At 31.5% G+C, this 21,572-nt stretch carries 27 protein-coding genes; 22 read left to right on the plus strand and 5 right to left on the minus strand.

Annotated features, from left to right (window positions below; all coding sequences use genetic code 11):
* Positions 1 to 6: 6 nt before the first annotated feature.
* From AWN65_RS00710 to AWN65_RS00730, 5 genes are all read left to right on the plus strand, one after another.
* Entirely contained in the window at positions 7 to 1,611 is a 1,605-nt protein-coding gene (locus AWN65_RS00710) for an SGNH/GDSL hydrolase family protein (RefSeq protein ID WP_063744152.1), read from the plus strand.
* A gap of 187 nt (positions 1,612 to 1,798) precedes the next feature.
* Positions 1,799 to 3,310 (plus strand): F0F1 ATP synthase subunit beta, encoded by a 1,512-nt coding sequence (gene atpD, locus AWN65_RS00715; RefSeq protein ID WP_060381402.1) that lies wholly within the window; start codon positions 1,799 to 1,801, stop codon positions 3,308 to 3,310.
* A 76-nt stretch (positions 3,311 to 3,386) separates the two neighbouring features.
* Positions 3,387 to 3,668 carry a F0F1 ATP synthase subunit epsilon gene (locus AWN65_RS00720; protein WP_060381403.1) on the plus strand — a complete coding sequence of 94 codons (282 nt, stop codon included), beginning with the start codon at positions 3,387 to 3,389 and terminating at the stop codon, positions 3,666 to 3,668.
* 127 nt (positions 3,669 to 3,795) lie between these two features.
* Positions 3,796 to 4,260 carry a hypothetical protein gene (locus tag AWN65_RS00725; RefSeq protein ID WP_060381404.1) on the plus strand — a complete coding sequence of 155 codons (465 nt, stop codon included), beginning with the start codon at positions 3,796 to 3,798 and terminating at the stop codon, positions 4,258 to 4,260.
* A 2-nt stretch (positions 4,261 to 4,262) separates the two neighbouring features.
* The gene (locus tag AWN65_RS00730; protein WP_060381405.1) at positions 4,263 to 5,405 is read left to right on the plus strand and encodes an aminotransferase class I/II-fold pyridoxal phosphate-dependent enzyme; all 1,143 of its coding nucleotides are present in this window, start codon (positions 4,263 to 4,265) and stop codon (positions 5,403 to 5,405) included.
* On the opposite strand, the gene AWN65_RS00735 is transcribed toward AWN65_RS00730, so the two are convergent.
* Positions 5,368 to 7,671, minus strand: a complete 2,304-nt coding sequence (locus tag AWN65_RS00735; RefSeq protein ID WP_060381406.1) for a helix-turn-helix domain-containing protein — start codon at positions 7,669 to 7,671, stop codon at positions 5,368 to 5,370. The two genes, AWN65_RS00730 and AWN65_RS00735, sit on opposite strands and share 38 nt — an antisense overlap.
* 692 nt (positions 7,672 to 8,363) lie before the next feature.
* Positions 8,364 to 8,744, minus strand: a complete 381-nt coding sequence (locus tag AWN65_RS00740) for a hypothetical protein (RefSeq protein ID WP_060381407.1) — start codon at positions 8,742 to 8,744, stop codon at positions 8,364 to 8,366.
* A gap of 66 nt (positions 8,745 to 8,810) precedes the next feature.
* On the opposite strand from AWN65_RS00740, the gene AWN65_RS14975 reads away from it, so the two are divergent.
* The 12 genes from AWN65_RS14975 (at position 8,811) to AWN65_RS00795 (ending at position 15,609) form a co-directional block, all read left to right on the plus strand.
* Positions 8,811 to 8,984 (plus strand): hypothetical protein, encoded by a 174-nt coding sequence (locus AWN65_RS14975; protein ID WP_201025135.1) that lies wholly within the window; start codon positions 8,811 to 8,813, stop codon positions 8,982 to 8,984.
* Between the two features lie 2 nt (positions 8,985 to 8,986).
* Entirely contained in the window at positions 8,987 to 9,220 is a 234-nt protein-coding gene (locus tag AWN65_RS00745; RefSeq protein ID WP_060381408.1) for a hypothetical protein, read from the plus strand.
* The gene (locus AWN65_RS00750) at positions 9,208 to 9,777 is read left to right on the plus strand and encodes an antA/AntB antirepressor family protein (RefSeq protein WP_060381409.1); all 570 of its coding nucleotides are present in this window, start codon (positions 9,208 to 9,210) and stop codon (positions 9,775 to 9,777) included. Before AWN65_RS00745 ends, AWN65_RS00750 begins: the two co-directional genes overlap by 13 nt.
* A gap of 292 nt (positions 9,778 to 10,069) precedes the next feature.
* Complete coding sequence (locus AWN65_RS00755) at positions 10,070 to 10,369, plus strand: helix-turn-helix domain-containing protein (protein WP_060381410.1); 300 nt, start codon at positions 10,070 to 10,072, stop codon at positions 10,367 to 10,369.
* An 83-nt stretch (positions 10,370 to 10,452) separates the two neighbouring features.
* Positions 10,453 to 10,773, plus strand: a complete 321-nt coding sequence (locus AWN65_RS00760; RefSeq protein ID WP_060381411.1) for a hypothetical protein — start codon at positions 10,453 to 10,455, stop codon at positions 10,771 to 10,773.
* Positions 10,774 to 10,872: 99 nt separating this feature from the next.
* Positions 10,873 to 11,127, plus strand: a complete 255-nt coding sequence (locus tag AWN65_RS00765) for a hypothetical protein (RefSeq protein ID WP_060381412.1) — start codon at positions 10,873 to 10,875, stop codon at positions 11,125 to 11,127.
* Positions 11,120 to 11,743, plus strand: a complete 624-nt coding sequence (locus tag AWN65_RS00770) for a DUF6046 domain-containing protein (protein ID WP_060381413.1) — start codon at positions 11,120 to 11,122, stop codon at positions 11,741 to 11,743. The genes AWN65_RS00765 and AWN65_RS00770 overlap by 8 nt, the downstream gene beginning before the upstream one ends.
* Positions 11,744 to 11,754: 11 nt before the next feature.
* Positions 11,755 to 12,819 (plus strand): head maturation protease, ClpP-related, encoded by a 1,065-nt coding sequence (locus AWN65_RS00775; RefSeq protein ID WP_060381414.1) that lies wholly within the window; start codon positions 11,755 to 11,757, stop codon positions 12,817 to 12,819.
* A 33-nt stretch (positions 12,820 to 12,852) separates the two neighbouring features.
* Positions 12,853 to 13,728 carry a phage capsid protein gene (locus AWN65_RS00780; RefSeq protein WP_060381415.1) on the plus strand — a complete coding sequence of 292 codons (876 nt, stop codon included), beginning with the start codon at positions 12,853 to 12,855 and terminating at the stop codon, positions 13,726 to 13,728.
* 158 nt (positions 13,729 to 13,886) lie between these two features.
* Positions 13,887 to 14,072, plus strand: a complete 186-nt coding sequence (locus AWN65_RS00785; protein WP_060381416.1) for a hypothetical protein — start codon at positions 13,887 to 13,889, stop codon at positions 14,070 to 14,072.
* A gap of 294 nt (positions 14,073 to 14,366) precedes the next feature.
* Positions 14,367 to 14,723, plus strand: a complete 357-nt coding sequence (locus tag AWN65_RS00790; protein WP_060381417.1) for an arsenate reductase family protein — start codon at positions 14,367 to 14,369, stop codon at positions 14,721 to 14,723.
* On the plus strand, positions 14,716 to 15,609 hold the full coding sequence (locus tag AWN65_RS00795; RefSeq protein ID WP_060381418.1) for a DMT family transporter: 894 nt from the start codon (positions 14,716 to 14,718) through the stop codon (positions 15,607 to 15,609). Before AWN65_RS00790 ends, AWN65_RS00795 begins: the two co-directional genes overlap by 8 nt.
* Before the next feature lie 47 nt (positions 15,610 to 15,656).
* On the opposite strand, the gene AWN65_RS00800 is transcribed toward AWN65_RS00795, so the two are convergent.
* Positions 15,657 to 16,679, minus strand: a complete 1,023-nt coding sequence (locus AWN65_RS00800; protein WP_060381419.1) for a cytochrome-c peroxidase — start codon at positions 16,677 to 16,679, stop codon at positions 15,657 to 15,659.
* 230 nt (positions 16,680 to 16,909) lie between these two features.
* Here AWN65_RS00800 and AWN65_RS00805 point away from each other — a divergent pair, with 230 nt between their 5' ends.
* The 5 genes from AWN65_RS00805 (at position 16,910) to nadD (ending at position 19,773) form a co-directional block, all read left to right on the plus strand.
* On the plus strand, positions 16,910 to 17,770 hold the full coding sequence (locus AWN65_RS00805) for a YicC/YloC family endoribonuclease (protein ID WP_060381420.1): 861 nt from the start codon (positions 16,910 to 16,912) through the stop codon (positions 17,768 to 17,770).
* A gap of 42 nt (positions 17,771 to 17,812) precedes the next feature.
* Positions 17,813 to 18,031 carry a four helix bundle protein gene (locus tag AWN65_RS00810; RefSeq protein ID WP_081078367.1) on the plus strand — a complete coding sequence of 73 codons (219 nt, stop codon included), beginning with the start codon at positions 17,813 to 17,815 and terminating at the stop codon, positions 18,029 to 18,031.
* A 150-nt stretch (positions 18,032 to 18,181) separates the two neighbouring features.
* Positions 18,182 to 18,757 carry a guanylate kinase gene (gene gmk, locus AWN65_RS00815; RefSeq protein WP_060381421.1) on the plus strand — a complete coding sequence of 192 codons (576 nt, stop codon included), beginning with the start codon at positions 18,182 to 18,184 and terminating at the stop codon, positions 18,755 to 18,757.
* Positions 18,758 to 18,792: 35 nt separating this feature from the next.
* A complete protein-coding gene (locus AWN65_RS00820) occupies positions 18,793 to 19,158 on the plus strand; it encodes a four helix bundle protein (RefSeq protein ID WP_060381422.1) in 366 nt (121 codons plus the stop codon).
* A 33-nt stretch (positions 19,159 to 19,191) separates the two neighbouring features.
* Positions 19,192 to 19,773, plus strand: coding sequence for a nicotinate (nicotinamide) nucleotide adenylyltransferase (gene nadD / locus AWN65_RS00825; RefSeq protein ID WP_060381423.1), 582 nt, complete (start codon positions 19,192 to 19,194; stop codon positions 19,771 to 19,773).
* A gap of 122 nt (positions 19,774 to 19,895) precedes the next feature.
* Here nadD and AWN65_RS00830 read toward each other — a convergent pair whose 3' ends face one another.
* On the minus strand, positions 19,896 to 20,798 hold the full coding sequence (locus AWN65_RS00830; RefSeq protein ID WP_060381424.1) for an N-acetylmuramoyl-L-alanine amidase: 903 nt from the start codon (positions 20,796 to 20,798) through the stop codon (positions 19,896 to 19,898).
* Positions 20,799 to 21,390: 592 nt separating this feature from the next.
* Positions 21,391 to 21,519, minus strand: coding sequence for a hypothetical protein (locus AWN65_RS15350; protein WP_256380903.1), 129 nt, complete (start codon positions 21,517 to 21,519; stop codon positions 21,391 to 21,393).
* Positions 21,520 to 21,572 lie beyond the last annotated feature (53 nt).

Below are 21,572 nucleotides of genomic sequence, written 5' to 3' on the forward strand. Positions count from 1 at the left end.
AAAATTATGATTAAAAAGATACAATGGGTTTTGTTTGTGTCGTATGCCTTAGTAGCATGTGAAACGAATTTAGAAGATGAAATAATAAAAGAAGTACCCGTAACAGCAGGAGAAGCTAATTTCTCAAAGTATGTAGCTATTGGAGATTCTTATGGGGCTGGCTTTAGTGATGGGTCACTGTTTATTGCTGGTCAATTAAACTCCTATCCAGAACAAATGGCAAGACAATTTGCAGCAGCTGGAGGAGGTTCTTTTAAATCACCATTAATGGCTGATAATACAGGAGGCTTGCTTTTTGGAGGAGCTCCTTTTCCTATTGATCCAACACAGTTTCCGCCTCGTTTAGTGTTTAGAGGGTTTTTGGGAAATGACACAAGCAAGCCTGTTATAAATTTAGTTTCAAGTCAAGGAACTCAAACAACAGAAGCTACTACTGTAATTTCAGGACCATTTAATAATATATCCGTACCAGGAGCTAAATCCTATCATATAGGTTTTGCGGGGTATGGTAGCGCACAAGGAAATCCTTATTTTAGACGTTTTGCTTCTTCTCCAGTAGCCACTATGTTGGCAGATGCCTTGTCTCAACAGCCTACATTCTTTTCGTTATGGATAGGAGGAAACGATGTGCTAACGTATGCTACTTCTGGAGGAATTGGGGTGGATCAAACAGGAAATCTTAATCCAGCAACCTATACGGGTAATGATATTACAGATCCAGCAGTTTTTGCAAATGTATTTAATAATGCTATTGATCTCTTAACGGCAAACGGAAGAAAAGGAGTGGTTGCTAATTTGCCAGATGTAAATACATTGCCTTTTTTTACAACCCTAGCGTATAACCCTATTCCTGCTTTACCTAAAGATAAAGCAACATCTTTAAATCAATTGTTTGGAGTTGTAAATCAGGTTACAAAAACCTTAAATTTACCTAATAGATTTGAAGTGATTTCTGAAGACGATAATAATCCTAATACAATTGAAAAGACAAATCCTTTGTTAATTGTTGATGAAACTTTAGTTGATTTATCAGGTCCCATAAGAGATAATTTAGCTCCTGTTTTAGGTTTACAAACAGCAACCTTTCTTGGGAATCTTTATGGTAGAGCACGTCATGCAAAAAACAATATAGCAGGAAGAGATTATATTTTGTTATCTACAAGTAGTATAATTGCTCCTCCAAATAATGTAGAACCAAATGTTCCGAGTGATTTTGCAATTAGGGGGATTTCGTATCCTTTGCAAGATGCTTCTGTCTTAACAATTGATGAAGCATCTAAAATAGCTAGAGCTACCGCTGCTTATAATCAAGTGATAGAAAATACGGCAAAAACTAAAAACTTAGCGTTTTTTGATGCAAGAAATGTTATGGATCAATTGGTAAGAGGAAATGTGCAGTTTGGTAATTATAGTTTAACTGCCAGTTTTATAACAGGAGGTGCTTTCTCACTAGATGGTGTACATCCAAGTCCTAGAGGATATGCGTTTATTGCTAATAAAATGATAGAAGCAATAAATTTACAATATAAATCTACAATACGAATGATAGACTTAGGAAAGAAGCCGGCATTGTTTCCAGTAGCGATTCCAGTGGGTAATTATGTAAATTAATTTGTAAAAAAAACAAATTTAAACCTCCTAAATTTTTAGGAGGTTTTTTGTACTATAAAAGGTATAATTTATATTTTAAAAAAAACAAAATTTTTATATTGGATTTCACAATATTAAAATTATCTTTGCAATCTGAAAAAACACAGCGTTTTTTATAACTAAATAGCTATTTAATAAATACATAAGTATGTCTAAGGTAATAGGAAAAGTTGCGCAAATCATTGGTCCCGTAGTAGACGTGGTTTTCAATGCTGCAGAAGTTGAACTTCCGAAAATTTACGATTCATTAGAAATCACTAACCAAGATGGTACTAAGTTAGTACTTGAAGTACAATCACACATTGGAGAAAATACAGTGCGTACTATCTCTATGGACTCTACTGACGGTTTAAGCCGTGGTGTTGATGTTGTAGCTACAGGTGCTCCTATTCAAATGCCTATCGGTGGTGATATTTACGGTCGTTTGTTCAACGTTGTAGGTGACGCTATTGATGGTTTAGGTGATTTACCAAAAGAGGGTGCTAACGGATTACCAATCCACAGACAAGCTCCTAGATTCGAAGATTTATCAACTTCTTCTGAAGTTTTATTCACAGGTATCAAAGTAATTGATTTGATTGAGCCTTACGCAAAAGGAGGGAAAATTGGATTATTCGGTGGTGCTGGTGTAGGTAAAACCGTATTAATCCAGGAGTTGATTAACAATATCGCTAAAGGTCACGGTGGTCTTTCTGTATTCGCAGGAGTAGGTGAAAGAACACGTGAAGGAAATGACTTATTACGTGAGATGTTAGAGTCAGGTATTATCAAATATGGTGATGATTTCATGCACTCTATGGAAAATGGAGGATGGGATCTAACTAAAGTTGATAAGACAGGAATGAGAGATTCTAAAGCAACTTTCGTATTCGGTCAGATGAATGAACCACCTGGAGCACGTGCACGTGTGGCATTGTCAGGTTTATCTATTGCTGAGTATTTCCGTGATGGAGCTGGTTCAGATCAAGGAAAAGATGTACTTTTCTTCGTAGATAACATTTTCCGTTTTACACAAGCAGGATCTGAAGTATCAGCGTTATTAGGGCGTATGCCATCTGCGGTAGGTTATCAGCCTACATTAGCAACAGAAATGGGTGCAATGCAAGAGCGTATTACATCAACTAAAAAAGGATCAATTACATCTGTACAAGCGGTATATGTACCTGCGGATGACTTAACTGACCCAGCGCCAGCTACAACTTTCGCACACTTAGATGCTACTACAGTATTGTCTCGTAAAATTGCTGAGTTAGGTATTTATCCAGCGGTAGATCCATTAGATTCTACTTCTCGTATCTTAACTCCAGAAATCTTAGGAGCGGATCATTATAACTGTGCTCAAAGAGTAAAAGAAATTCTACAAAAATATAAACAATTACAAGATATTATTGCTATCTTAGGTATGGAAGAACTATCTGAAGAAGATAAATTAGCTGTATCAAGAGCGCGTCGTGTGCAACGTTTCTTATCGCAACCGTTCCACGTAGCAGAGCAATTTACAGGTATTCCTGGTGTTTTAGTAGATATTAAAGATACAATTAAAGGATTTAACATGATTATTGATGGTGAGTTAGATCACTTGCCAGAAGCTGCTTTCAACTTAAAAGGTACCATCGAAGATGTGATTGAAGCAGGTCAAAAAATGTTAGCTGAAGCATAATCACGTATTTTAAATGCTGAATGTTGAATTATAAATTAATTTAAAATTCAAAATTTAAAATTCAAAATTTAAAAAGATGATTGTAGAAATAGTATCACCAGAAGCTACATTATTCAAAGGAGAAGTTACATCAGTAGCAGTTCCTGGAATTAATGGCGAGTTCCAAATGTTAAATAATCACGCTCCCATAGTGTCATTATTAGCAAAAGGTAATGTGAAAATTGTAGGTTCAAATATTAAAATTGCTAAAGAATTTCAAGATAAATTTAGTAAAATTAATGAACAAACATTTTGGTTGCCTATCAATTCAGGGACTATTGAAATGAATGATAATAAAATTATTGTTTTAGCTGACTAAAACGATAATAAAAATAGAAAGAAGCCAAGCATCACTGTTTGGCTTTTTTTTGTTATTTTAGTTTTTTATAATGATTTAAGCTCGTTATAATTTAGATCCGTTTATTTTGTAAATAATTTTTTTATTGATGAAAAAAATATACTTTCTTTTTACTTTTTTATTCTTAATGATAAATAGTATAATTGCCCAATCTGCTTGTGTATTGCAGCTAACAAATGTTAAAACAGGTAAGAAAATTAATATCTGTACAAAAATAGATCCTGATAAAGTAGAAGCTATTTTAGGTAAAGCGATTACTTTAGATAAAGAAATTCAAGAAAAAAATGAGCCTCCTGTTTTTAATTTCACATACGATGGATTGACGATGATTATGCAAGATAATCAGTTTAAAAATGTTACAATTACCAATAAAAAATGGAAAATTAATAATATTACTATCGGAACTTTGTTTGAAGAAATAGAGGCAAAGCATGAGCAGATAAAAAAAATTTATTTTGCAGATTATAAGTTTAAAATAAAAGATAGTAATGGGTTTCTTTTTATAGATGTTGATAATCTTAAAAATGTGAAGCGTTTAGGAGTTGAATTTTAGTTATGGTTAAATTTCCTAATAAGTTGGGACATAAACTCACCCATCGTAAAGAAATTAATGCTTTGAGAACACTTAATGCTCAGTCGTCTTTAATTGATTTTTCTTCAAATGATTATTTAGGTTTTTCAAAATCAGAAATCCTTTTTGATAAAGCACATGAGTTACTACTCGAAAAAAAAATTAAAATAAATGGTGCAACAGGATCCCGTTTGTTAACAGGAAATCATTTACTTTATACAGAAACAGAAAACCTTATTGCTCAATTTCATAATGCAGAATCCGCTCTAATATTTAATTCGGGTTATGATGCTAATGTTGGTTTTTTTGAAAGTGTTCCGCAAAGGGGAGATGTAATTTTATATGATGAATTATGTCATGCTTCTATTCGAGATGGAATTAGATTAAGCAACGCTAAATCCTATAAATTTCAACACAATGATCTAGAAGAATTAGAACGATTCATTCAAAAAAATCAAATAGAAACAGCAGATATTTATATTGTTATAGAGTCTGTTTATTCTATGGATGGTGATTCGCCTAATTTAGAAGAATTGACTACTTTGATTGAAAAATATAATTGTTTTTTAGTAGTAGATGAAGCACATGCTTTGGGGGTTTTTGGAGATCGTGGTGAGGGATTAATTCAATTATTAGGAGTGGAAGATAAGATCTTTGCTCGTATTATAACTTTTGGAAAAGGATTAGGATGCCATGGTGCAGCTGTTTTAGGCTCTCAAAAGTTAAAAGATTATATGATTAACTTTACTAGAAGCTTTATCTACACCACAGGACTTACACCACATACTCTGTCTACTATTTATACAGCATATAAAATGTTAACCGATCATTCAGAAGATCTAGGGAATTTAAAAGCAAATATCATTTGCTTTAATCAGCAAAAACAAATGTTAGGAATAAAACCTTTATTCGTTTATAGTAAATCAGCTATACAGTGTGCTATAGTACAAGGAAATGATAGAGTGAAATGGTTAGCTACTCAATTACAACAAGTAGGGTTTGATGTAAAACCTATTTTATCTCCCACGGTGCCTGAAGGACAAGAACGTTTGCGTTTTTGTTTACATTCCTATAATACCTCTGAAGAAATTATGACGTTGTTAAATTATTTTTATTCTTTTTTATAGCTGCTATATATAATCTTAATTCATCCCATGTAAATTGTTCTCCAAATTGTTCTTTTAATAAACCTAAACTTTCATCTTGGTATCCTTCAAAAGCAATTTCGAGTTCTTTTATTTTTTCCAATGGAAGTAAATCAGATAATTGAACTTGCCCTTCTAAAATTAATTTAGAAAAATGGTTATAAATGGTTTGATTCGTAAGTTTTCGCTCTTTGGCAATTTCGTGAATAGATTTAGTCTGTTTCCATAAATTAAGTGTTATTTCTATTGTGTTTTGTTTTATTTCATTGTTGTCTTTCTTTTTAGTTTTAGAACTGCTAGAAAGATTAGGAGTATATTCTTGATCAATAAGACCTGTAATTTGTTTGAATTGTTCTGAAAGTTGTGCCACTTTATTGATTTTGTAATACAATATATCATCTGATTGCATACTTTTTTTAGAAAGAGGAATCCCTTCTTGTGTATTTTTAAGTAGTAAGCGCATTTTTTTTAACCTTAAAATGGTTTTTAAGAGTGCTTCTTCTAAAAGTAATAATTCGTCTATAAATGTTTTTATCTTTTTTAGTTGTTTTATTTCTACTATTTTTAATAACAATTCACTATACTGTATATCATATTTATTTAAAAAATATAGATACCCTGCTTCACTCCGTTCGTTTAAATAAGCAATATCTACGGTTGGTTGATTTCCTATTTTTTGTAATTGAGAAATAAATTTTTTAGAAGTTTCAGTTAGTTCTGATAAATCTTTTAGTACTTTTTCTGCCCAAGATTTGTATTTTAATTTAGGAGAATTAGGTAATTCTTCTTTGAATGAAAATAAAAAATTACGCCATAATTGTGTTATATCATGACAATTAAAAGCTTTTATAACTTCTGTAAGTAAATAATTTTTAGTTTCTAAATTTAATGTATTGGATAAAATAGCCATATTAGCCTTATGTTGAGCGTAATTAATTACGGCTTGATCGGAAGGAATTCCATGTAATTCAATAGGTCTTAGAAGTGTTAATCCCTCTAAACTTTCTAATCTAGAAAGAGCTACATAAGCTTGACCTGGAGCAAATACAGATGATACATCTAATACTGCTTTTTTAAAAGTTAATCCTTGACTTTTATGTACCGTAATGGCCCAAGCTAATTTTAATGGATATTGGCTAAAAGTTCCTTCTGTTTTTTCTTCAACTTCTTGTGTATTACTGTTTAATTCGTATCGAATATTCTCCCAAGTGTATAAATCAACTTCTATGGTTTTATTTTCTTCAGGAAATGTTATCAAAATTTCTTCTTTTGAAAGAGATTTGACGATTCCTATTTTTCCATTATAATAACGTTTCTCGATTGAAACATCATTTTTTATAAACATTACTTGAGCTCCTACTTTTAACTCTAAAATAGAATCTAAAGGATACATTTTTTCGGGAAAGTCGCCTATAATTTGGGGTTTGTAAAAAATACTATCTGATCTCAAAGCCTCCAAAGCCTCTTTGTTTATACGGTCTGCTTTGACATTATGCGTTGTAATTACTATAGTACCTTTATCCTTTTTTATATCAAAATTGGGTTGGACATACTTGTTTAATATCAATAGATCTTGTGGAGTAATGGTATTATTTCTTAAATTATTGAGTATATCAATAAATAAATGATCTGTTTGTCTATAAATTTTATCTAATTCTAAATATAAAGGAGGTTCATCTTGCAAAACTTTTGAATAAAAGAAATACGAACCTTGATAATACTTTTGTAAAAAATGCCATTCTTCTTGTTTTATTACGGGAGGTAACTGCCATAAATCACCAATAAAGAGCAATTGTACACCACCAAATGCTTGACCAGATCTGCGCACCTTTTGTAATATAAAATTCATTGCGTCTAATACGTCAGGACGTAGCATAGAAACTTCATCTACAATTAATAATTCAAGACTGCGAAGTACTTGTTTTTTAGAAGCACTCATCTTAAATAATTTATCTAAACTTGTTTTGTTTTCTAAACGGATAGATTCATTTTGTAAATGACCAGAAACATAATCAGGAATAAATCCCGAAAAAGGAAGCTGAAATAGGGAATGAATGGTAACTCCTCCTGCATTAAGAGCAGCAATTCCAGTAGGAGCAACTATTGCAGTGTTTTTATGAGAGGTAGCAATAATTTCCTTTAGTAGAGTAGTTTTTCCAGTACCTGCTTTTCCTGTTAAAAAAACACTCCTATGAGTTTGATTTACAAATTGCAAGGCAAAAAGAGCAATATTCGATATATTTTCCACGTGGCATATAATTTTGATAATCAAATTTATAAAATAATTCTTTTGAGAAGTTTTAAAAAAACAAGTTTCTAGAAAAGATTATTCTACAGATGATATTTTTAAAAAGTATAAGACGACTTTAAAATTTACTTCCTTAATTTTATAGCCCCAATATTAAAATGTACATAAACTAATAAATATAAAAAAGGTCGAAAAGTCCAATAAAATCAACCTATTAGACCAAAAAAGGTCGAAAACTTTAAAAATTTAAATTGTACACAAACTTCTATTCACTTCCATTTAAACTCCATAAACTTCCATTTTAAATTAGCTTTAAAAGCCGTTTAAACGTATTTTCTACATTTATTAAGAGCATATATAGTTAAAAGGTTAATTACTTACTATTACTGGGTTTAATTGGCATTTAACTGCCATTAGATTAGTATCAAATTTAATAAGTATTCCCAAAACAAATAATTTTATGAATTTGGGATTAGTTGTGCGGTTAGTTGTGCAGTTAGTTGTGCAAAACCCTTTAAATTAAGCGATTGAAAGTAGCAATATATATCTATAAACACTAATTTTTGACTTATTTACGCTCTGAAACGTAGGGTATAACGACACTTTAAAACTGGTTAAAATCTTTGCGAGTACCTTATTTTATTGACTTTATTGTTATTTTAAACTGTTTTATACACCAATCCTGTGTACATTTATGCTTTCTCTTTTAGTGCCTGATCTAATTGTTCCTTTAACTCTTTCACTTCTTTTTCTAATTTCTCGATTAGCTTTTTTTGTACTTCAATCAGATAATCATTATTATTTGTTTCTTCTTCAATGTTATCGTGTAGATAAGTAGTTGGCTTTAAATTAAAAGTTTCTTTTAACATTTCGCCTTTATCCAAAACGAACCACTCTACGTTTAAATCAGGATAATTATCTATAATAAGACGCAGTTTATCAACTCCTAAACTACTACCACTGTCTAAAAAACCGACAGAAAGCCCTGTTGTAACATAAAATTTATTCTTACTAATACCTTTAATATTAAGGTATTGAAGTATTTTTTCTTTGTCAGTGATGATTTTTATCATTATTTATTTGTTTAGTAATGATTATTATCTATATATTTGCATATCTAATTTATAAAAACAAAGTAAATGAAAAATATTTTAATACACCCTACTTATAAAAATCAAATTGCAAAAGAATTTAAAGTTACCAAGCAAACGGTTGATATGAGTTTGAAGTATGTTTTTAAAAGTGAAACATCGCAACGCATAAGGAAACGTGCTAAAAAGCTATTAGAAATTGAAGCTAAAAAAATAAAATAGTTATGACAGCAGATGTACAAATACGTAGAGTTCACAAAAGGTCGCCTTTTAATGTTAAACATTATATTCCCGATGTGGCAGGAACAAACGAAAAACAAATTTTTGAAAGTGCTAAAATTCAGAACCTTATTAATGAAACCTTTGGCAATAAACTAATAGTAAGCATTATTCCTATTGGAATTGGAGGACAAACAGATTTTATAGTAACAAAAAACAAAGCAAGATGCAACAACTAATTAAGATTACTGAAAACAACGGCAACCGTGCCGTATCAGCTAGAGAATTATACGAATTTTTAGAAGTTGAAACACAATTTACTAAATGGTGTACAAGAATGTTTGATTACGGATTTGAAGAAAATATTGATTTTATTCTAGTCAAAAATGACCAGAATAAAGTTAGCAAATCTAATCCTATTGACTACGCATTGACCATAGACACGGCAAAAGAAATTTCGATGCTTCAAAGAACCGAAAAAGGTAAACAAGCAAGAAGATATTTTATTGAAATGGAAAAAGTGGCTACTAATCAAAAAGAAGCTCCAGTTATTGGTAATAGTATTGTTGAGAATAAAAAAAGGGAATTATTAGAAATCATAAAAGCCAATTTAAGGAGAGGAGATATAACTAAAATTGCAAGGGAACTAAATTCACGTAATGACAGAGTTAAAAACGCTCTACAGGGTGCATCTACTTCTAAAGTGGTATTAGAAGCTTTATATAAAACAGCACTTGACAATAAAAACACAATTTTATTTGACTATCAAACAATGATTGATATGTTAAAAGGCTAACTAAGTTTTTATAAAATGAAAAAAATCTTTAAAACAACAAAAACGCACTATTTAAACGATAGTTTAGATAAGATGACCACAAAGACAAATTACTATGTTTTTGGCATTTTAGTTTACTCTAGTAACTATGTTCAACAAGTACATTGCACAATCGAGGAGTAGATGAAAAAGAAAAAAATTATTACAATAGAGATAGTAAAACAATACAGTGAAAAATATTGTATTACAACTATTACTAAATATTTTATGTTTTTAGGTTTTTGCTTTTTCACTTATGAAATAATCGAATACAATGTGTGTGAGTAAAAACAAAGTACGCAAACGCCTTGCACTCGATTTATTAAACAACGAGGAGCTAACACAAAAAGAGGTGGCTTTAAGAGTTGGAGTAACGCAAAAGACTGTAAGCGATTGGGTAAAAAGATGGGAGCTATTGGATAGCGAAAAAAGAGAAACCATCACACAATTAAGAAAAGGGTTAAAATCTATGTCAATGGACGTAAGAACCAAGACAAACGAAATAGAAAGTTTAACCAATAGTATCTTAAAACTGGAAACCGAGCTTTATTTAAAACCAAGTTTCTACATATAAAAAAAGTAGCCACTACGAATGGCTACTCTTTAAAAATTCAAATTTTATTAACTAAAATTCAAATCCTTCACAGGTGCAAAATTATGGAAACAAATTTAAACAACCAAATCGTAACATTAAACCAAGAAAACAACAACCCAGTAAGTGGGGTAACGGCATCACACGCACTAATCACAAAAATAGAGTTAGAAAGTGGTAAAACCACTTCGATAGTAACGCTATTTGATTGTAGCGAAATTAGTTTTGAGGAGGTTAATTTAGGAATTACAAAAGCATTAGTAAGCGGAGCGAGTTTTGAAAATTATGTATCAAAAGAGGCATCACTTTACGCTTTGAAAAACGGAGCTTTAAAACAACAAATAACGTTTCCAAAAGTATATACAACTCAAAGAAATGCAAGTTAATTTTTTTTGTCAGCGGGTTGCTCGTCCGCATTTTTTTATTTGATGATAAACTCCGTAGCGATACGGAGTTTTGATGATTTTAGTAAGTAAGTAAAATATATGAATATAGAAAACGAATTAAACCGATTAGAACTACTTTTTTTAGTGTTACGCTATTGCTCCGAGAAAGGGCGATTTTTTACCATTGGGGAGCGTATATGTATCAATCAAGAACGTGCTTTATTGATACAGGAGGAGTACGATATTGAAAACCACAACTACCAACAACCGCAAACTATTTGCAATAAAATAGATTTTATAGTTAGAAAAATTAACGAAACAGGATACACTCCACAAACTGATTTTTATGAGTAACGATAAACGATACAATTTAGCTCAACTATTCCAAAAAGCCTTTGGCATTAACTCGCCAATATTTATAACCGAGCCACTATCAAAAAAAGAGGCTCAAAATTTAGACTTCAAAGGAATTGAAATGTTACCCGATTATTACAAAAAAGAGGCTACCAGTTGGATGGGAACGCCAATAATAGGGCAACTCACTTTTAAGGGCGGAACTTACAAATATTTTAACGGCATTGGCGAGGTTAAAGAAATAGAAATGGACGAATTTACCCTCCCACCAGCAACGCTATTTTCGTTCCGTAGAGCAAAGAATATAACCAAAACAAACCTATTAGGTAGTAACGGAACGGTTAAAGAGTTATTTGGTTTTGATGACTGGATAATTGATTGCAAAGGCATTGCCGTAGATACTCCCGATGTGAGTGCCTCTACTCAAATTGAAAATCTATTAAAATGGGAGCGTTTGGCATCTTCAATACAAATAAGTGGGAGCTTGTTTACCACTAAAGATATTAACGCCATAACCATTGAAGACTACAAACAAGATGCCGTACAGGGCAGTCCGAGTATTATACCATTTTCAATGGTTCTAAACTCCGATGAACCAATTGAACTAATACTATAAATTACAAAAATATGAGAATTGAAATTTCGCAAAATAGAGAAGAAACAACGATTTACTTCTATGGTAGAATTGGAGGCGTTACAAACGCAATAACCGATATTGATTTTATAAACGCTATAAATTCAGTCAATACCAATATTTTAAACATACGCATTAACTCGCCAGGAGGCGACGTATTTCAAGGCTATGCAATGTACCGAGCCTTGCAGTCTTTTAACGGCGTGGTTAATACCTACATTGACGGCGTTTGTGCCTCAATGGCTACCGTTATTGCACTTGCAGGAGCTAAAGTATTTATGGCTAAAAATGCTTTGTTTATGATACACAACCCACAATTAGAAACTCGTGGCGATGCACGAAAACTAATAAAAGAAGCGAAGCTATTAGACAAAGTAAAAGAAACTTTAATGAATGTTTATTCAGGGCGTACAGGTTTAGCCATTGACGAACTATCTACAATGTTAGACAATGAAACGTGGCTCAATGCACAGGAGGCACTCGATATGAAATTCATTGACGAAATAACGGGCGAGGTTCTAACAAAAGACGAAAACCAATCTGTAACCAATAGCACCTCAAACGAGGTGTATAATCTTTATAAATTTAAAAATGATGCAAATATGAATTTAGATGAATTAATCTCAAAATTGAAACTCCAAAAGGGTGCAGATATGCCAACAATTTTGGAAGCAATCGACAAACTCCAAAAAGAGAATGACGAGCTAAAACAAGTCAAGCAAAAAAAAGATGCTAAAGACAAAAAACAAATTGATAACATTTTAACCGATGCCGTAAGAGCCAAAAAGATTACGGCGGATTTAATGCCTCAATTTAGAAACTTATTAGAGAAAGACTTTGACGGAACTGTTGAGGCTCTCGATGGAATGCAAGGCGTTTCAAAAGTATCGGACTTACTCGATAGAGGCACAGGAACTGGAGGCGACTTTGACCCTGTTAAAACTCCGAAAAGTAGTTGGACTTTGGACGATTATAGAAAACACGCTCCAAACGATTTAAGAAGAAACCCTACTCTATATAAGCAATTATTAGAAAAAGCAGGAATTAAAGACGAATAACAACAAACAAAATTTTAAAACAATTATATATTTATGGCTACATTAAAAAAGCAAATTTGGACAGACCAACTAATGAAGAATTTTTACCCAGACGCATCGTTTTTAGCGTTCTCAAAAAACTTCACGGCATTAGTTGAGTATGATAAACTTCACATGGCTGAAGTAGGAGTTGATCCGCAGGTATTAATTAATAATACTACTTACCCAATTAATACAACCAATAGAGTTGATACTCCTATTGAAATTGAATTGGATTTATTTGAAACTGAAAATACATTGGTTCGTAGTCCCGACCTTGTGGAGCTATCTTATGACAAATTAGATAGCGTAGTTTACGGACACAAACAAGCGTTAAGAACTTCAACGGCTATGAAGGCGGCACACGCTTATGCTCCAAACTCCGACACTCCATTTACTCCAGTAATTGAAACAAGCGGAGAAGACAACGGCGAGGGATTTAGACGTTTAACCATCAAAGATATTCTTTTGCTAAAAAGAAGATTTGACGATTGCGATATTCCGAGCGATGACCGTTTTATTGTGTTGAACCCACGCCACACAGAAGATTTACTATTACAAGACTCAAACATTTTCAAAGATATTTTTGAAATGAAAGAGGGCAAACCGAGAAAATTTGCAGGGTTTAACTTTTTAGAGTTCAGTAAAACTCCAAAATACAACGCCGTTACAAAAGAAAAAATTGTTTTCGGAGCTGTTGGAGAAAATCAAACGCATTGTTCTTTTGCTTTTCACAAAGACGAAGTTATGCGAGCTGATGGAACGGTTAAGATGTATGCAAACAAAGACGATGCCGAAAAACGTGCCACAATTATTGGTTTTGACAAACGATTTATTGCTTTGCCAATCCGCAACAAAGGTATCGGCTCAATCATAGCTAAAAAGGTTTAAAAATAGCTCTTACCACAAAAAAACTTCTTACGGTGTTTTAGAGGTGTAACTTGAAAGGGTTGCACCTCTTTTTTTATGGTTTAATCAATATTTAAAAGCCATTTAAACGCAAAAAAAATCGGGTTGCACCAAACAAAAAGAGTTTTTAAATTTGCAATATGGCAGTAGAGAAAGACAACACCGCAAGACAATATAACGACATTAAAAAAGAGTTTACAAAACTTTCAAATGTTCGTGAGTTTGGAGTGCCTAAATACTCCGAAAAATGGATTTATGCTAAATTGGCTCATAGTTTTTATAAAAGCCCTAAAACGATTGAAAATATTGTTTTTAATAGATGTTGATGATTGTTTGATTTATATTTGTGTAATAAGCCTCTCGGCTTTTCCTTGAGGTGGTTTACTTAAAAATGCAGTTTTCGGACTGCATTTTTTTTGACTATATGAAATAAAAAAGCAAGGCGTTTGCCTTGCTTATGTGATGGACGTCCAAAGATTTACTAAGGCTTTAATCACACCACAAATATACTAAAAAAAGTATAGTTAAAAATAGTACATTAGCTCCGAAAAAATGTACATTTTAAAATTGAAATTTGCACTTTTTAATTTTTGGATTATAATTTTGCAAAAAAGATTTTTATGAGAAAAATATATTATCTTAAAACCTGTAGTACGTGTCAACGTATCCTTAAATCATTGCCACAATTAGATACTTTTATTTTACAAGATATAAAAACAGAACCGTTAACAGTTCAACAAGTTGATGAAATGAAGGGATTAGCAGGTAATTATGAAATTTTATTTAGTAAAAGAGCTACTTTATATAAAGAAATGGGATTAAAAAATGAAGTTTTAACAGAAACAGATTATAAAAGATACATTCTAGAACACTATACTTTTTTATCGCGTCCTGTGATTTTAGTTGATGGCAGAATATTTATAGGAAATAACGTTAAAGTAGTAACCGAGGTTGTAAACTTTTTAAACAATGAATAAAAGAACTTGGGCGTTAGTTGCTGCTTGGTGTGTAGCTATCATTTATGGTGTGACTTTTACTATTGCTAAAGATGTAATGCCGAAATATATTGACGCTTTTGGTTTTATCTTTTTACGTGTTGGGGGAGCAATGTTATTGTTTTGGTTAACAACGTTATTTGTAAAGACAGAAAAAATTGACAAAAAAGACTTCCCAAGAATTATAGCAGCCTCTTTTTTTGGAGTAGCTTTTAATATGTTGACCTTTTTTAAAGGATTGAGTTATACATCACCTATCATGGGAGCTGTTTTAATGGTGACTACCCCTATAATTGTATTAATTCTTTCAGCAATTATTATGAAAGAACGAATGAAAAATCAAAAAATATTGGGAATTCTTTTAGGTTTGGCAGGTACTATAACGCTTATATTATATGGAAAATCTTTAAAAAACGCCTCTAATGCTACTTTAGGGAATTTTTTAGTATTTGTTAATGCTATTTCTTATGGTTTTTATCTCATTATTGTTAAAAAATTAATGGACAAGTATAATGCCTTTTCCTTTGTGAAATGGATTTATTTATTTGGTTTTTTGATGGTTATACCGTTTGGATGGGGTGAATTTCAAGCTGTAGAATGGTCGAATGTTCCGACTATTGCATTTTTAAAAATAGGTTTTGTAGTCGTGTTTTCAACTTTTTTAACCTATCTTTTAAATTTACTGTCAATGCGCGAGTTAAAACCAACTACTGTGGCTGTTTTTATTTACTTACAACCGTTTTTTGCTTCAATTTTTGCTGTTGGATTAGGAAAAGATGAATTGAATTGGATAAAAGTAGGATCCGCTATTTTGATTTTTTTGGGAGTATACCTTGTAACACATAAAAAAAAGTTGTCAGAAAACTAAAATAATGCTTTTTTAGAAAAAAGTAAATTTTCTGACAACTTGATTATTTATGATTTTTTGTATTTTGATTCTACGTCTGCTGTAAGCGTTTTTAAAAAAGCTTCAATATTATTAACATCTTTTTCTGGTAAATCTTTATTTAATTGTGCTTTACCCATGATCTTGATAGCTTCAGATAATGAGGTAACTGAGCCATCATGAAAGTAAGGAAAAGTTTTTTCAGCATTTCTTAAACTAGGTACTTTAAACATGAATTCATCTCCTTTTTTCTGAGTTCTTTCAAAAACTCCCTTGTCAACCTTCTTGCTATGAGTTAGGTTTGTATAGCTTCCATAAATCCCAAATTTTTGTATCATTTGTCCGCCTAAAGCAACTCCGCTATGACACATTACACAGTTATTATCTATAAAAGATTTTAAACCTTCTTTTTCATTATCAGATAACGCATTTTCATCTCCATCTAAATATGAATCAAACCTACTTTTTGGATGTAATTTTCTTTCAAAAGAGCCAATTGCATTGGTAATATTTGAAAAAGTAATAGGCTCTTTTTCATTTGGATAAACGTTCTTAAATAAAGTTACATATTCAGGATTTTTACGTAATTTTTCTTCTAAAAAGGCTTTGCTAGGAAGGCTATGTTCTACAGGATTCAACAAAGGACCACCCGCTTGCTCTTCCACGTCCTTAGCCCTTCCGTCCCAAAATTGCATCGAATGTAATGAAGCATAAATAGAAGAAGGAGAATTTCTACCACCCAATTTTTTAGTATCACCCAAAGATAACGCTTTATTATCAACTCCATAATTTTCTAAATTATGACAAGAATTACAACTAATAGTTCCATTTTTAGAAAGAGAAGAATCAAAATACAACCTTTTTCCTAAATCAACTTTTTCCTCAGAAATATTTTCTTCTGCTACTGTAGAAATAGATTTGAAATAGTTAGAAGATTTGATTAATAACTCACTCTTATTACGACCATCTTCAGCTGGTTTGGAAAAATTTTCTTGATTTTCCTTTTTACAGGCTACCAAAATTAGAGGAATTAAAAATACTGTTTTTCTCATAAAATGTTTTTTAAAGTTTATAGTAAGAATCGTTTATTTTTATAAGACCTTTTAATTATAAATTAAATAGTGATATAATACCCAACTTATTGATCTTATTCTACACTAAATTAGGTTGTTTATCTGTCTAAAAAAATGATTTTTATCACTTAAAAATTAAGCCTGAAAACTATACTAGGAAACCATAACTACGACTAAAAATAGTTATCTTTGGCATCAAATAAAAAAGAATGATACTATCAATGACAGGTTTTGGAAAGGCAACATTACAATTGCCTACCAAAAAAATTACCGTTGAAATAAAATCCTTAAATAGTAAAGGTTTAGACCTAAATGTTCGTATGTCTTCTATTTATCGTGAAATGGAACTAGGCTTACGTAATCAAATTTCTCAAAGTTTAGAAAGAGGTAAAGTTGATTTTTCATTATATTTAGAAACAACAGGAGAAGAAACCACTTCCAAAATAAATATTCCCATCATAAAGGCTTACATTGCACAAATGAAGGAAATACTTGTTGATGCTGATCCTACTGAATTAATGAAAATGGCTGTACGTATGCCAGATGCTTTAAAAACAGAAAGGGAAGAAATAGATGAAACAGAATGGGCTGAAATTCAAAAAACAGTAAACGAAGCATTGATAAATATTAATCAATTTAGAAAAGATGAAGGACTCGCTCTTGAAAATGAATTCAAAACGAGAATAGGAAATATTCGTCAACTAATGGATAGTGCTGTAGCTTATGATGCAGAACGTATAGAGACTGTAAAGACGAGATTACGTACTGCTTTGGATGAACTTCAGGTAAGCACAGATGAAAATCGTTTTGAGCAAGAATTGATATTTTATTTAGAAAAATATGATATAACGGAAGAAAAAGTACGTTTAGGAAATCATTTAAATTATTTTTTAGAAACGCTGAACGGAACCGAGGCTAATGGTCGTAAGTTAGGATTTATTACTCAAGAAATGGGACGTGAAATTAATACTATGGGCTCAAAATCTAATCATTCTGAAATGCAGAAATTGGTTGTGATGATGAAAGATGAATTGGAGAAAATAAAAGAACAAGTATTGAATGTTTTATAAAATTAATAATTAGTAAAGAGTGACCAAGTAAAAAGTCAATTTATGAATACCATTAATTCTTATAAAGATTTATTGATTTGGCAAAAAGGTATTATTTTAGTCGTTAAAGTGTATCAATTGGTAGAAACATTTCCACAAGAAGAGTTATATGCTTTGACAAGCCAGTTGAAAAGAGCCGTAATTTCTATTCCTTCAAATATAAGTGAAGGATATGGTAGAAATACCGACAAATCTTTTAGCCATTTTATAGGATATTACTAAAGAATTAGGTTTTCTAACTAATTGGGACTTGTATCATGAAATTATGTGTTTAATAACAAAAGAATCAAAAATGATAAATTCTTTTTCAAAATCATTCAAATAAAAAATGCAACTTATCACTAATTACTAATCACTTTTTACTTTATTGAAATGAACAAAGAAGGAAAATTAATCGTATTCTCAGCACCATCAGGTTCTGGAAAAACCACTATAGTAAGACACTTATTAGGTATTGACGAATTGAATTTAGAATTTTCAATCTCGGCTGCAACTCGTGAACCTAGAGGACAGGAAGTAAATGGAAAAGACTATTACTTCATGTCGATCGAAGATTTTAAAAAACATATTAAAGCAGAAGACTTTGTCGAGTGGGAAGAAGTATACCGAGATAATTTTTATGGTACGCTGAAAAAAGAAGTAGAACGCATTTGGGCGATGGGCAAAAATGTGATTTTTGATATTGATGTTGCCGGTGGTTTGCGTATCAAAAAGAAATTCCCAGAACAAACTCTAGCCGTTTTCGTAAAGCCACCTAGTGTGGACGAATTGAAACGTCGTTTAAAAGAACGTTCGACAGAAAGCGAAGATAAAATCAATATGCGTATTGCTAAAGCTCACGTAGAATTAGCTACCGCTCCTCAGTTTGACACCATCATCAAAAACTATGATTTAGATGTGGCCAAACAAGAGGCTTATGAATTGGTGAAGGGGTTTGTATCCAAATAGTGATTAGTAAAAAGTAATGAGTAATTAATAGCTTTATGGGTAGTATTAATTCTTATAAAGATTTATTGATTTGGCAAAAGGGAATTACATTGGTTGTAAAAGTGTACCAATTGATTAGATTTTTTCCACCTGAAGAATTATACTCTCTAACTAATCAGATTAAAAGAGCAGCAGTATCTATACCTTCAAATATAGCAGAAGGTTATGGGAGGAATACGGATAAATCTTTTAGCCATTTTATTGATATTTCAAGAGGCTCTTTAAATGAGTTAGAAACACAGCTTATTATCGCTAAAGAACTTATATTCATTACAGATATAGATTTGTACAATGAAATTTTATTGTTAATTGAAGAAGAGTCAAAAATGATTAATGCTTTTTATAAAACTCTCAAAAACTAATTACTCTTCACTAATCACTTTTCACTATAAAAAATGAAAATAGGACTATATTTCGGTACATTCAATCCCATCCATATTGGGCATTTAATTATTGCGAGTCACATGGCGGAACATTCTGATTTGGAACAAATTTGGATGGTGGTTACCCCGCACAATCCGCACAAGCAGAAGAGTTCGTTGTTAGATGATTATCATCGCTTGCAGATGGTTCATTTAGCTACAGAAGATTACCCAAAAATCAAGCCTTCTGATGTTGAGTTCAAATTGCCTCAACCAAATTATACCGTCAATACGTTGGCACATTTACAGGAAAAATATCCACAGCATGAGTTTGCCTTGATTATGGGTGAGGATAATTTAAATTCACTACATAAATGGAAAAATTACGAATATATTTTAGAAAATCATAATATTTATGTCTATCCAAGATTAAACTCGGAAATACTAGATAGTCAATTTGTGGCTCACCCTAAAATTCACCGAGTAGATGCGCCTGTCATTGAAATATCCTCAACATTTATCCGTGAAAGTATTAAAAACAAAAAAAATGTAATCCCTATGTTGCCTAACAAAGTTTGGGAATATATTGACCATAATTTGTTCTATAGGAAATAAATTAAGTAATAATAAAAAAGAGGCTGTCTAAAAAGTTCGCAATCTTTCCACTAAAGGCAGAAATCGCATAATGTTGATTTATTACTTTTTGGACAGTCTCCTTTTTTATTTAGATAACACTGTTACTGTTTTTTAAAGATTGCATAGATAGTATTTAATGTTTTTTGATCTATAACCGAGTCAATTTCTGTTTTGATATAATGCAATTTAAACGCTTTGATTGCGGCACTCAAATTTTTAGTATCATATCCAATTATTCGTAAAGCCATTTCGGGATTAAAATCTGCGGGTGCAGTTTCTAATGGTGCATCTGGCCAGATTCCGAAACCTTTTTCAGCTAATAATTGCCAAGGAAATAAAGCACTAGGATCTACTTTTCTAGTTGGAGCAATATCAGAATGACCTATGAAATTTTGTGTAGGAATATTATAGTCTTTCTTCAATTTTGTTAATAGAGCTAATAAGCTATTGATCTGTTGTACTGAAAAGGGTTTAAGTCCATTGTTGTCAAGTTCAATCCCAATAGAAGCAGAGTTAATGTCGCTATTTCTTCCCCAAACTCCGCTGCCTGCATGCCATGCTCTTAAGTAATCATTTAGCATTTGTACTACCTTTCCATCTTTTGCTATTACATAATGTGCACTAACATTTGTACTGGCTAATGTGAAGGTTTTTAATGTTTGTCTTAAAGAATCTTGTGCGGTATGATGTATAATTACAAAATTTGGTTTCCTTAGATTAAAGTTTACTGTTCCAATCCATTCTGTAGTTATATTTTCGAATGTAGTTGGATTAAATTTAGAGATAGAATCCTTTAAGGTTTTAATTTGTTTCGTATAAAGCGTGTCCAAAGAAGTGGTGCTAGTCTCTACTTTTTGTAGAGTAATAGCTTCTTTTTCGGCTATTTTTCGCTGTAAAACTTTTAGTTGTTTCGCGTATATTTTATTACTTTCTTTATAAGGATTAGTTCCACATGAACTTATAAGTAAACCCAAAGTAATACTAAGTAAAAGTTGTTTGTACATTTGTAAATTGATTAGTTGTTATAGCAAGTTTGGCTTCTTTTATTTCTTTTTGAATCCTCTTGCAATTATTTTTTTGTAAATATATTTTTGATCTGAATTTAATAACTCTAGTATTTTTTGGTCGGTATTTTAAGAGATCACTTTAATATCCTCGCTTTTACTTTCGTTAGAATCGTCTTATTTTAGAATTACGCCTTGTGCATTTAGACTTTGGATCAAAATGTTTTTAATAGCAATCCCTTGCAAAGTATCCAAACTCATTATCTGTTTTTAAGATTTTCCATTACTCTGCTAGCTATTTCTTTATTAGAATGCAGTTTTAGAGTGCTTCGTGTAGGTCTAGATCCATTTGGTTTATTTGGCTCATTCTTTCATTGTTACTATATTCATTATTGAATTGTGTCAACTAGTTTGAGTGAAAACAAAGTGCATCCTAAAAAAATAAAAATGAAATCTTTTGCATTGCAATTGATTTATAAATTCAAATATACTAATTAAATAAGATTTAAACCAATTTGTTTATCAATAATTCTTTGGACTTTTTCTATATTGATTTCCATTTTATTTAATCTTCCTAAAAGTCAAACTCATTCTATCTTGATCCGTGTTGGATTTTGGGATAGCGAGATATCATTCGTTCGTCCCACGTAATTCCTTCTAAGTTATGAAATAAATTTTGGGGTTGCGAAATGAAATTTTCAACATATAAGATACCTTCCATTAATTTTATTTTTAAATAATGAACCACAGATGCACAGATATTCAATATTCAAA

Origin of the sequence: Flavobacterium covae (assembly GCF_001534645.1) — a bacterium.
GTDB classification, from domain to species: domain Bacteria; phylum Bacteroidota; class Bacteroidia; order Flavobacteriales; family Flavobacteriaceae; genus Flavobacterium; species Flavobacterium covae.